At 67.0% G+C, this 11484-nt stretch carries 8 protein-coding genes and 1 riboswitch; of the genes, 1 reads left to right on the top strand and 7 read right to left on the bottom strand.

Annotated features, from left to right (window positions below; all coding sequences use genetic code 11):
• Positions 1-42 precede the first annotated feature (42 nt).
• The 6 genes from ACUZUJ_RS18265 to ilvC all read right to left on the bottom strand — a co-directional run bounded on the left by ACUZUJ_RS18265 (position 43) and on the right by ilvC (position 6588).
• Positions 43-822, bottom strand: coding sequence for a class I SAM-dependent methyltransferase (locus ACUZUJ_RS18265; RefSeq protein ID WP_049442924.1), 780 nt, complete (start codon positions 820-822; stop codon positions 43-45).
• A 10-nt stretch (positions 823-832) separates the two neighbouring features.
• Positions 833-2419 carry a 2-isopropylmalate synthase gene (locus ACUZUJ_RS18260; protein WP_458220578.1) on the bottom strand — a complete coding sequence of 529 codons (1587 nt, stop codon included), beginning with the start codon at positions 2417-2419 and terminating at the stop codon, positions 833-835.
• Complete coding sequence (locus ACUZUJ_RS18255) at positions 2416-3507, bottom strand: threonine dehydratase (RefSeq protein ID WP_049442926.1); 1092 nt, start codon at positions 3505-3507, stop codon at positions 2416-2418. The genes ACUZUJ_RS18260 and ACUZUJ_RS18255 overlap by 4 nt, the downstream gene beginning before the upstream one ends.
• Positions 3508-3603: 96 nt before the next feature.
• Complete coding sequence (locus ACUZUJ_RS18250; RefSeq protein WP_014038403.1) at positions 3604-3855, bottom strand: ACT domain-containing protein; 252 nt, start codon at positions 3853-3855, stop codon at positions 3604-3606.
• Positions 3839-5575 carry an acetolactate synthase 2 catalytic subunit gene (gene ilvG / locus ACUZUJ_RS18245; RefSeq protein WP_049442927.1) on the bottom strand — a complete coding sequence of 579 codons (1737 nt, stop codon included), beginning with the start codon at positions 5573-5575 and terminating at the stop codon, positions 3839-3841. The genes ACUZUJ_RS18250 and ilvG overlap by 17 nt, the downstream gene beginning before the upstream one ends.
• A 38-nt stretch (positions 5576-5613) precedes the next feature.
• Positions 5614-6588 carry a ketol-acid reductoisomerase gene (gene ilvC / locus ACUZUJ_RS18240; RefSeq protein WP_049442928.1) on the bottom strand — a complete coding sequence of 325 codons (975 nt, stop codon included), beginning with the start codon at positions 6586-6588 and terminating at the stop codon, positions 5614-5616.
• Between the two features lie 611 nt (positions 6589-7199).
• Here ilvC and ggt point away from each other — a divergent pair.
• Positions 7200-8993: a gamma-glutamyltransferase gene (ggt, locus tag ACUZUJ_RS18235; protein WP_458220577.1), complete on the top strand. Its 1794-nt coding sequence runs from the start codon at positions 7200-7202 to the stop codon at positions 8991-8993.
• 556 nt (positions 8994-9549) lie between these two features.
• Here ggt and ACUZUJ_RS18230 read toward each other — a convergent pair.
• On the bottom strand, positions 9550-11127 hold the full coding sequence (locus ACUZUJ_RS18230; RefSeq protein WP_458220576.1) for a BCCT family transporter: 1578 nt from the start codon (positions 11125-11127) through the stop codon (positions 9550-9552).
• A gap of 246 nt (positions 11128-11373) precedes the next feature.
• Positions 11374-11475, top strand: a riboswitch (TPP riboswitch).
• The last annotated feature ends 9 nt before the right edge of the window (positions 11476-11484 follow it).

The raw sequence follows: 11484 nt of genomic DNA, 5'->3' as shown, positions 1-11484 counted from the left end.
TACGAAGGTGCGGACATCGGGAAAGATAACGAATGGATCATGTCAGCGGCGACGGGCGAGTACCCGCAGCCGCACGTAGTCGGCCAGCGGCTGGCCAGCAGCATTGCGCGGCAGATCGGCCAGCAGTGCGGTGGCGGCCTCGCGCACGGTGGCGCGTGCCTCGGCCGGCAGGTCGTCCAGCAGCGGTGCGGCGAACACGCGCAGCCAGCCGGCCACGCCGGTCGGCAGTGCGGTCGGGCGCGGCGTGCACTCGATCAGCTGCACCTGGAAGCCATGCTGGCGCAGGCGATCGGCGTAGGCATCGGCAGTGGGGAAGTACCACTGGAAGGCGCTGGCACCATGGCCGTGGGCCACTCGCGCGGCCTGCACCGCCGCGATGATCGTGGCCACGTTGCCATGGCCACCGAACTCGGCGACGAAGCGGCCGCCGGTGCGCAGCGCGCGGCGCACACCTTCCAGCACGCGGTCCGGGGTGCCCATCCAGTGCAGTGCCGCATTGCTGAACACCGCATCGAACTCAGCGTTGAAGGTCAGTGCGTGGCCATCCATCACCTGCGCATCGACGCCGCGCGCACGCGCGGCGATCACCAGTTCCGGTGAGGCATCCACACCGTGGATGTGCGCGCCGCTGAGCGCCAGCTCGGTGCTGAGCACGCCATCGCCACAGCCCAGGTCGAGGATGCGTTCACCGGCGCGCGGGTCGAGCAGGCGCGATACCGCGCCGCCGAGCAGCGGCACGAAGCCGGCGTCGATCGCATAATCCTGGGCGTTCCACTGCTGGCCAGCGGCGCTGGTCGGGGTGGGGGTGTCGAAGGCGCTCATGTCGGGTTCCTCAGGCGGTGGCGGGGGTGGGAACGTTGGTGCTGCTGTGGGTGGTGGCCTGGCGCTGGCGCAGCAGGCGGTTGGCCACATCCAGCCAGGCCAGCGCGGAGGCTTCGATGATGTCCTTGCTGGTGCCGGTGCCGTCGTACTCCACGCCCTCGTGGCGCACGCTCAGGTTGGCTTCGCCGCGCGCATCGGCGCCGATGCCGACGCTGTGCACGTGGTAGCTGTCCAGCATCAGCTGCACGCCGGTGGCAGCCGACAGCGCGCCGAACAGCGCATCGACCGGGCCGTCGCCCTGCGCGGTCTCGGCCACGCGGTTGCCGTCCGGGTCGGACAGTTCGACCAGTGCATTGGCGCGGCTGCCGACGTCGCTGATGGTCATCGACGCCAGGCGATAGCCCTGCGCGTTGGAGCCGCCCTGCATCAAGGTTTGCAGGTCGGCATCGGTGACCACGCGCTGCTGTTCGCACAGGCCCTTGAACTGCTCGAACACCAGCTTCAGTTCGTCTTCGTCCAGCCAGAAGCCCAGCGCACGCAGGCGCGCTTCGACGGCGGCGCGGCCACTGTGGCGGCCCAGCACCATCTGCGAATCCTCCCAGCCCACGTCTTCCGGACGCATGATTTCGTAGGTGCCGCGATGACGCAGCATGCCGTGCTGGTGGATGCCCGATTCGTGGGCGAACGCGTTGGCACCGACGATGGCCTTGTTGCGCTGTACCGGCATGCCGACCAGGCGCTGCAGCAGCTGCGAGGTGCCGACGATGCGCGGGGTGTTGATCGAGCTGTCCTGCTCGTAGAAGGCCTGGCGTACCTTCAGCACCATCGCGATCTCTTCCAGCGAGCAGTTGCCGGCGCGCTCGCCGATGCCGTTGACGGTGCACTCGACCTGGCGTGCACCGCCTTCGATGGCGGCCAGCGAGTTGGCCACCGCCAGGCCCAGGTCGTTGTGGCAGTGCGCGCTGAAGATCACATTGGCGGCATTGGGCACGTCGGCGACGCCGGCGATGACCTGCTGGAACATCGCGCGGATCTCTTCCGGCGTGGTGAAGCCGACGGTGTCGGGCAGGTTGATGGTGGTGGCGCCGGCGGCAATGGCCACGCGCGAAACCTCGATCAGGTAGTCCAGCTCGGTACGGGTGGCATCCTCGGCCGAGAACTCGACGTCGTCGATGTAGGAGCGGGCCAGCGAGACGTGCTTGCGTACCGACTCCAGTACCTGCTCGCGGGTCATCCGCAGCTTGTGCTCGCGGTGCAGCGGGCTGGTCGACAGGAACACGTGCAGGCGCGGGTTGGCTGCGGCCTCCAGCGCACGTGCGGAGGTCTCGATGTCGGCCTGCAGGCAGCGCGACAGCACCGCCAGGCTCAGGCTCGGGCGGCGCAGTTCGCGGCCGATCAGTGCCATCGCCTCACGGTCGGACTGCGAGCTGGCCGGGAAGCCGGTCTCGATGATGTCCACGCCCAGTTCGTCCAGCGCACGCGCCATCACCAGCTTCTGCGGCGGGCTCATGCTGCAGCCGGGGGACTGCTCGCCGTCACGCAGGGTGGTGTCGAAGATGCGGATGCGCGGGGTGGTAATTCGTTCGATGGTGGTCACAGGGAAATCTCCTCGACAGCGGGTGCGACGGCTTGCAGGGGGGAAGGGGAAGACGTGGGGGATGCGGGAGCGCTGGCCTTGGCCGGCGAGCGCGGGGTTTCACTGCGCCGTCGCCGCGGTTTGCGTGGCGGGCGCGGACGGATGTCGGTGAGCAGGCCGGCCAGGACACCGGCATCGATGTTGCCGCCGGAGACCACCGCGCACTTGCGGCGACCGGCGACGCGGCGGCCGGCCGCCAGCGCCAACGCACCCGCGCCCTCGGCGATGATGTGTTCCTCCAGCGCCAGCCGGACCAGGGTTTCGCGCAGTTCGGCCTCGCGCACGATCACCACATCGTCCAGCAGCGAGGTGCACAGGCGGCGGGTCAGGAAGCCGGGAATCTTCACCCGCACGCCATCGGCCAGCGAGGCGACGGGGGCGATCTCGCGCACGTCGCCACGGATCGCACGCGCCATCGAATCCACGCCCTCCACCTGCGCGCCGACCACGCGCACGCCCTGTGACTTCAACGCCAGAGCAACGCCGGAGGCCAGGCCGCCGCCGCCGATCGGCACGATCACCACATCCGGCGCGTGCGCGGCCAGCTCGATGCCGACCGTGCCCTGGCCGGCGATCACGTCGGCATCGTCGAACGCGGACAGGAAGCGGTAGCCGTGGCGTTGTGCCAGTTCAACCGCGAAGGCGTAGGCCTCGTCATAGCTGGTGCCGTGCTGGCGCACGGTCGCGCCCCAGTGGGCGACGCCGGCGATCTTGGTGGCGGGCGCGCCGTGCGGCATCACGGTGATGGCCGGCACGTCCAGGCGGTAGGCCGCCCACGCCACGCCCTGGGCATGGTTGCCGGCCGAGGCGCAGATCACCGGCCGGGTATCGCCGCGCTCGCGGCCGGCCAGCAGCGCATTCAATGCGCCGCGTACCTTGTAGGAACCGGTGCGCTGCAGGTTCTCCAGCTTCAGCCAGGTGCCGAAGCGCTCGGCATGGTGCAGCGGGGTGGGTGGCAGGAAGCGGCGCAGCCGGGCCTGCGCCGCCAGTACGTCGGCGACGCTTACGTCGCCGACATCGCTTTCCTGGCTGGCATCAGCGGCCGGCATGGGCCACCAGCGGGGTGCAGGCGACCGCCGCATGCGGGCACGGGCGGCGAAGAAGACGCCTCCGTACCGGCACCGTGGTCACTACGGTACGGGTGTTCATACGGATGCTCCTTCCACGGCGGTGACCTGCACGGACACGCAGTCGTAGATCTTCTCGATCTGCCGGCACAGCGTTTCCGCCGGGCGCTGGCCATCCACCACCAGCTGCAGGTGCCAGCGGCCATCGTCGGCGGCCACCGGCGCACCGCTGATCGCACGCGGTGCGAAGCCACGGCGTTCGGCCATGCCGATCACGCGCAGCAGCGCGCCTTCGGCCGGGTGCAGCACCAGGTCAAGCCGGTATTGCATTGGGGGTCTCCTGGCGGGCATGGGCAGGGTTGCTTTCCAGCATCGTGCTGTTGGCGGTGTTCGGCGGCACCAGCGGCCACACGTTGGCGCGTGCATCGATGGCCACGTGCAGCAGCGCGGGGCCGGGCTCGGCCAGCAGCGCGGCCAGCCCACCCTCGACGTCATCGCGTGCATCGATGCGGGTCGCGGCAATGCCGAACACCTGCGCCAGCGCCACGAAGTCCGGGTTGTCGGACAGGTCGATCTCGCTGTAACGCTCGGCGAAGAACAGCTCCTGCCACTGCCGCACCATGCCCAGCGAACTGTTGTCCAGCAGCACGATCTTCACCGGCAGGCGGCAACGCGCGATGGTCGCCAGCTCCTGCACGTTCATCATGAAGCTGCCGTCGCCGGACACCAGCACCACGGTGCGATCGGGGCAGGCGAACTGCGCACCCATCGCTGCCGGCAGGCCGAAGCCCATGGTGCCCAGCGCGCCACTGGTCAGGTGGTTGCGCGGGTGGTTGAAGCGGCAGTGCTGCGCCACCCACATCTGGTGCTGGCCGACATCGCAGGCGATCACCGCATCGGCCGGTGCCAGCTCGCTCAGGCGCTTCAGCAGCGCCGGGGCGTAGATGTGCTGGCCCGGTGCGTCGTAGCGCGCTGCGAAACGATCGCGATGCTGTGCACAGCGCCTGCGCCATGCGTCCTGGTGGGCCTTGGGGGAGGGGAAGGCCGCACGCAGGGCGCGGATGGCATGGCCGACATTGCCGGGCACGGCGACATCGGCGCTGCGCAGCTTGGAGATCTCGTAGGCGTCGGCATCGATGTGGACGACACGGGCGAACGGTGCGAACTCCGCCAGCTTGCCGGTGGCGCGGTCATCGAAACGCGCCCCCAGCACCAGCAGCAGGTCGCTTTCCTGCACCGCCATGTTGGCTGCGCGGGTGCCGTGCATGCCCAGCATCCCCAGCGACTGCGGGTGGTTGGCCGGCAGCGCGCCCAGCCCGCGCAGGGTCATCACGGTGGGGATGGCGCTGGCTTCGACGAAAGCGCGCAGGTCCTGCACCGCATCGCCCAGCGCGATGCCGCCACCGGCGTAGACCACCGGCTTTTCGGCGGCCGCCAGTGCGGCGATGGCTTCGGCGATGGCCGCTTCGGCCGGCGCAGGCGGCGGCTCGACGCTGCTCGGCACGTGCGCCGGCAGATGACTGGCATCGGCCAGCTGCACGTCCTTGGGCAGGTCGATCAGCACCGGGCCGGGCCGGCCCTCGCGGGCGATGCGGAACGCATCGGCGACCACGCGCGGCAGGTCGTCGACACTGCGCACCAGCCAGCTGTGCTTGACGATCGGCAGGGTCAGGCCGAACACATCCAGTTCCTGGAAGGCGTCAGTGCCCAGCAGCGGCGTGGCGACCTGGCCGGTGATGCAGACCATCGGCACCGAATCCAGCATCGCGTCGGCGATGCCGGTGACCAGGTTGGAGGCGCCCGGGCCGGAGGTGGCCACGCAGACGCCCACCTGGTTGCTGGCGCGGGCAAAGCCATTAGCGGCCAGTGCCGCGCCCTGCTCATGGCGCACCAGGACGTGCTTCAGCGACGAATCCACCAGCGCGTCGTAGAACGGCATGATGGTGCCGCCGGGATAGCCGAACAGCGTGTGGACGCCCTCGGCCTCCAGCGCCTGGGTCAGCCAGCGCGCGCCGTTGGGCGGCGCGCTGCGATGTGTGGAAGAGTTCATGGGGGAACCTTGCAAAGCGGGTGGGGGAGGCCGCGCGGTTACGCGGCCTGTCCTTGCAACCAGACCATCTTGGCGCGCAGTTCCTTGCCCACCTTTTCGATCGGGTGCTCCAGGTCGGCCTGCTTGAACTTGTTGTAGTTCGGCAGGCCCGCTTCGTACTCGGCCACCCAGTTCTTGGTGAAGGTGCCGTCCTGGATGTCCTTCAAGACCTCCTTCATGCGCGCCTTGGTGCCGGCGTCGATCACCCGCGGGCCGCTGACGTAGTCGCCGTACTGCGCGGTCTCGGAGATGAACTCCAGCATGCGCGAGATACCGCCTTCATAGAACAGGTCGACGATCAGCTTCAGCTCGTGCAGTACTTCGTAATAGGCGATCTCCGGCTGATAGCCGGCTTCGACCAGGGTTTCGAAACCGGCCTGCACCAGTGCCGAGGCACCGCCGCACAGCACCGCCTGCTCGCCGAACAGATCGGTCTCTGTCTCTTCCTTGAAGGTGGTCTGGATCAGGTTGGCGCGGGCGCCACCCAGTCCGGCCGCATAGGCCAGGGCGTACTCGGCCGCCTTGCCGCTCTTGTCCTGATAGACCGCCCAGATGCACGGCACGCCACGGCCGATTTCATACTCGCGGCGCACCAGCGCACCCGGGCCCTTCGGCGCGACCAGTACGACATCCAGGTCCTCGCGCGGCTTGATCATGTCGAAGTGCACGTTCAGGCCGTGCGCGAACAACAGCACCGCACCCTGTTTCATGTTCGCGGCCAACACATCGTCGTAGAGCTTCTTCTGCACCATGTCCGGGGTCAGCACGGCAACCAGATCGGCATCCTTCACCGCGTCGGCCGGTGCTTTCACGGTGAAGCCATCGGCCTGTGCCTTGACCTCGGTCGGGCCACCCGGACGCAGGCCTACCACCACGTCGAAGCCGGATTCGCGCAGGTTCAGTGCGTGGGCGCGGCCCTGGCTGCCGTAGCCGATGACGGCGATCTTGGTCTGGGGCAGGTCGTTGGTGCTCATGGGGGAGGTTCCTTGCGGTGGGAAGAAAAAGAACGGCCGGTCGTCGAGGTGACGTGCCGGCCGGTCAGGGGAAAGCGGTGGAGGAGGCGCCGTGCATCGCACAGGCACAGCCACCACGAGGCGTCGTGGTGGTGTGGGTCCGGGTTTTGCGTTGGGCGTTGTGCATGGTGGTTGCGTCTGAAACCAGGTCCTGAAATGAAAAAACCCGCACCGGGGCGGGTGCGGGTTTTTGAAGAGTTCCGGTGTGTTTGTTGCTTACACGCTGGCTCGTCCCGCACCTGTTGGTTGGGTAATAAGTACGAGCACAAGAATCGAACGCAGCGAGGCGGCGCCGGTGTCGGCGGCTTCGATGTGGGTTCGCGGTGGCGTGTTGTGATGCAACATGTGATCGAGAGAAACACAGCCGTTTCGGCGATGTCAACCCTCGCGACGGAATTCTTGTCGGTTTCCGTTGCATCCAGCGGAATTGCTTGTGGCGCAAGGATGGTTGCCGCTGAAAGTGTTTCGGTGAACCCGAATTCACTCTTTTCAACGCGGTTTTTGCGCGGAATCCGGCGGGTTTTCGCCTTGGCGGGTGCGGACCTTCCGCACCCACCCCAGGATCAACGTCCATGACCTCTGCCCGATACCGCATGAAGGCCGCAGCGGCGAAGATCGAGGGACCACCCTTCCATCGGAACCCGACCGTGTCCCGACGCCTTGCCCGTTCCCTGCTGGCCGCTGCTCTGCTGGCCGCTGTGCCCGCACTGTCTTCCGCCGCCGACCGCATCACCGGCCACACCTTTGCCACGCGTTCGGAGGTGATCGCCCCGCATGCGATGGCTGCCACCTCACAGCCGCTGGCCACCCAGATCGCGCTGGACGTGATGAAGGGCGGTGGCTCGGCGGTGGACGCGGCGATCGCCGCCAATGCCGCGCTTGGCCTGATGGAGCCCACCGGCAACGGCATCGGCGGCGACCTGTTCGCCATCGTCTGGGATCCGAAGACGCAGAAGCTCTATGGCTACAACGGCTCGGGCCGTTCGCCGAAGTCGCTCACCCTGGCCGAGTTCCAGCGCCGTGGTCTGAAGGACATCCCGGCGACCGGCCCGCTGCCGGTCTCCGTGCCCGGCGCAGTCGATGGCTGGTTCGCGCTGCACGACCGCTTCGGCCGCAAGCCGATGGCCGACAACCTGGCGCCGGCGATCCGCTACGCCCGCGAGGGCCATCCGGTAGCCGAGGTGATCGCCTACTACTGGGACCGCTCGGTGCCCAAGCTGTCGCAGTACCCGGGTTTCAAGGAACAGTTCACGATCAACGGCCACGCCCCGCGCAAGGGCGAGATGTGGAAAAACCCGAATCTGGCCAGCACGCTGCAGAAGATCGCCGACGGCGGCCGCGATGCCTTCTACAAGGGCGATATCGCCCGCACCATCGGCGACTACTTCAAGGCCAACGGTGGCTACCTGAGCTACCAGGACATGGCCGACCACCACGGTGAGTGGGTCGAACCGGTCAGCAGCAATTACCGTGGCTACGACGTGTGGGAGTTGCCGCCGAACAGCCAGGGCATCGCTGCGCTGCAGATCCTCAACGTGCTGGAAGGCTACGACTTCTCGAAGATCCCGTTCGGATCACCGGAACACGTGCACCTGTTCGTCGAAGCGAAGAAGCTTGCCTTCGCCGACCGTGCGCGCTTCTACGCCGACATGGCGTTCCAGCCGGCGCCGGTGCAGAAGCTGATCTCCAAGGAGTACGCCGCACAGCGCCGCGCGCTGATCTCGATGGACAAGGCGCTGAAGGAAGTGCAGCCGGGCACGCCGAAGCAGCTGGAAGAGGGCGACACCATCTACATGACCGTGGCCGACGCCGACGGCATGATGGTGTCGCTGATCCAGTCCAATTACCGCGGCATGGGCAGCGGCATGGCGCCGCCGGGGCTGGGCTTCATCCTGCAGGACCGTGGCGAGATGTTCGTGCTGCAGAAGAATCATCCCAACGGCTATGCACCGGGCAAGCGGCCGTTCCAGACGATCATCCCGGCGTTCATCACCAAGAGCGGCAAGCCGTACGCCAGCTTCGGCGTGATGGGCGGCGCGATGCAGCCGCAGGGCCACGCGCAGATCGTGATGAACCTGGTGGACTTCGGCATGAACCTGCAGGAGGCCGGTGATGCACCGCGCATCCAGCATGAGGGCTCGACCGAACCGACCGGGCAGGCCACGGCGATGACCGACGGTGGTGAGGTGAATCTGGAAACCGGCTTCCCGTATGAAACGGTGCGTGCGTTGATGCGCAAGGGACATCGCATCGTGTTCGCCGATGGTCCTTATGGCGGATACCAGGCGATCATGCGTGATCCCGAGACCGGGGTTTACTACGGTGCTTCGGAGAGCCGCAAGGATGGGCAGGCGGCGGGGTATTGAGGTTTTCCGGCCAACGGGCGCAGCCCCCTCTGCGGTGGTGATTCAGCGATGCTTGGCTTGGCCGGGCGGGTGGGCTGGTCGGGGGACGCCGTGAATCCGTCCCTGGAGGCTTGGCCGCGGCATCCATGCCGCGGACACCCCCGCCCAGCCCACCCGCCCGGCCCCTGACCGTTTCCGTGGCCATCACCGCAGGAAGAGAAAGAAGAAGATCAACAGCAACAGCAAGAGCAACAGCAACAGCCGCGTGCTGTGAGTTGGGGTCGGATCCGTTTTCCAAAGGAAAACGGATCCGACCCCTTCCTGTTTTCCGATACACCTCATCCACGCATGGCGTGGAAAACCCACCGTCACACGGAAACTGTCGGGGGTGGGTCGGTGTGGGCTGGCAGGACCGTTGGCGCCATGGATGGCGCCATCGAGCCCCCAGGGACGGGTTTACGGCGTGTCCTGCCAACCCACACCGCCCCGCCCAACCAGCAGAAACCCAGAGCCGCTTTGGCTCCTGCACTTGCACTTGCCTGAAAGAAGCGGTGCAGCCGCAGGCTGCAAAACACTCTCAATCCGAATCCTGCGCGCGTGCGGCCTCCGCCTGCGTCTCTTCCTGCGCCGCCATCTCGCGTGCGATCCACGCATCGATCATGTGCCGCTGGCGCTGCGCCTGCCGCCGCTCACGCGTGTACTCCTGGTCCAGCACCCGGTACAGCGACACCATTACCAGCACCATCAGCAGCGCGAATGGCAACGCCGCAATCGTGATCATGCCCTGCAGTGCATCCAGGCCACCGGCCAGCAGCAACGCCGCTGCGATCAACGCCACCGCGATGCCCCAGGCCAGCTTGCGCTTCAACGGAGGATCGCCTGCTTCGTCAGTGGACATGCTGGCCAGCACCAGCACCGCCGAGTCGGCCGAGGTCACGAAGAAGATCATCAGCAGTACCAGTGCGATGCACGACAGCAGCAGCGGCAGCGGCATGCTGTCGAACAGCGTGAACAGCACTGTCTCGTAGCCATTGCCCAGCGCCTGCACCAGGTCGGCATGGCCGAAGATCTGCGCCCACAGCGCGGTGCCACCGAATACCGCGAACCAGAAGAAGCCCAGCAGAGTCGGCGCGAGCACTACGCCGATAACGAACTCGCGCACGCTGCGGCCGCGCGAGATGCGTGCGATGAACGACCCCACGAACGGTGCCCACGAGATCCACCAGGCCCAGTAGAAGATCGTCCAGTCCGCCACCCAGGTGCTGCCGGAGAACGGTGACATGCGCAGGCTCATCGTCACCAGCTGGTTGAGGTAGGAGCCCAGCGTGGTGGTGAACGTATCGAAGATGAAGCCGGTCGGCCCCAGCACCAGCAGGATGGCTGCCAGCAGGGCAGCCAATGCCAGGTTGAAGTTGGACAGCCACTTCACACCTCGCTCCACGCCACTGGCGGTGGATGCCATGTACAGCACGAAGGCGACCGCAATGATGGTCATCTGCACTGCGACGGTCGCCTGCACGCCGAACGCGCGCTCGATGCCGGCGGCGATCTGGATGGTGCCGAAGCCCAGCGTAGTCGCGACACCGATCGCCGTGGCGACCACTGCAGCGATGTTGACCACGCGCCCGATCCATCCACGATGGTGGCGGCCGATGATCGGCTGCAGCATGTCGCTGACCAGGCCGCGGCCGTTGCGGTTGAACTGGAACCAGGCCATCGCCAGGCCGATCAGCGCGTAGATGGCCCACGGATGCAGGCCCCAGTGGAAGAATGCATAGCGCATCGAGGCGCGTGCCGCATCCAGGCTCTGCGGAGCAAGCCCTTCCGGTGGCTTGCTGAAGTGCGAGATGGGCTCGGCGGCGCCCCAGAACACCAGGCCGATGCCCATGCCGGCGGCGAACAGCATCGACATCCAGCTGGCCCGCGAGAACTCGGGCTCGGCGTCTTCGCCACCGATGCGCAGGTTGCCGAAGCGGCCGAAGGCCAGGTACATCAGGAACACCAGGGCCAGGAACACCACCAGCAGGTACAGCCAGCCGACGCTGCGGATGACTTCTGCCAGCATCGACTGCACCACGGCATTGAAGGGGCCCGGTGCAATACCGGCAAGCAGCACCAGCAGCAGAACCAGTGCGATGGAAACGCGAAACACCATGAAGGAGCTTCTCCGATCAAGGGATTGAGGGGAGCGAGCAGAGCTTGCAGCGAAGGGCCGGTGGCATGCATCGCGAACCGGGCAGGGGCCGCGAAGGCGGCGAAGGAAGCATCGGTCGCTGGAACGCGACGGACGTGCACGTTACTGAACGCGATGTCACGGTTCTGTTAATACAGAAACTGCGGATCCACGCGATGCGCGGCTGCAACCGCCATGAGCTGCAGTGCTTTCTATGCTCTAATGCACGCCAAGAAGCGGGGGTACCGCGGCCAGGTGGCCACGGTTGAGACAGTCCCTTGGAACCTGATCCGGCTCATACCGGCGTAGGGAAGCTTTGCAGTGCAGCCGTGCCCGGAC

The organism is Stenotrophomonas sp. S4, from assembly GCF_054187805.2.
Note: the sequence above shows the minus strand (reverse complement) of the source record. Positions and strands in the feature narration are given on the sequence as shown.

Excerpts from the sequence above, each read along its gene's own strand:
- ACUZUJ_RS18250 (WP_014038403.1), bottom strand. The coding sequence starts at position 3,855 with ATGCAATACCGGCTTGACCTGGTGCTGCACCCGGCCGAAGGCGCGCTG.
- ACUZUJ_RS18255 (WP_049442926.1), bottom strand. The coding sequence starts at position 3,507 with ATGCCGGCCGCTGATGCCAGCCAGGAAAGCGATGTCGGCGACGTAAGC.
- ilvG (WP_049442927.1), bottom strand. The coding sequence starts at position 5,575 with ATGAACTCTTCCACACATCGCAGCGCGCCGCCCAACGGCGCGCGCTGG.
- ACUZUJ_RS18230 (WP_458220576.1), bottom strand. The coding sequence starts at position 11,127 with ATGGTGTTTCGCGTTTCCATCGCACTGGTTCTGCTGCTGGTGCTGCTT.
- ggt (WP_458220577.1), top strand. The coding sequence starts at position 7,200 with ATGACCTCTGCCCGATACCGCATGAAGGCCGCAGCGGCGAAGATCGAG.
- ACUZUJ_RS18265 (WP_049442924.1), bottom strand. The coding sequence starts at position 822 with ATGAGCGCCTTCGACACCCCCACCCCGACCAGCGCCGCTGGCCAGCAG.
- ilvC (WP_049442928.1), bottom strand. The coding sequence starts at position 6,588 with ATGAGCACCAACGACCTGCCCCAGACCAAGATCGCCGTCATCGGCTAC.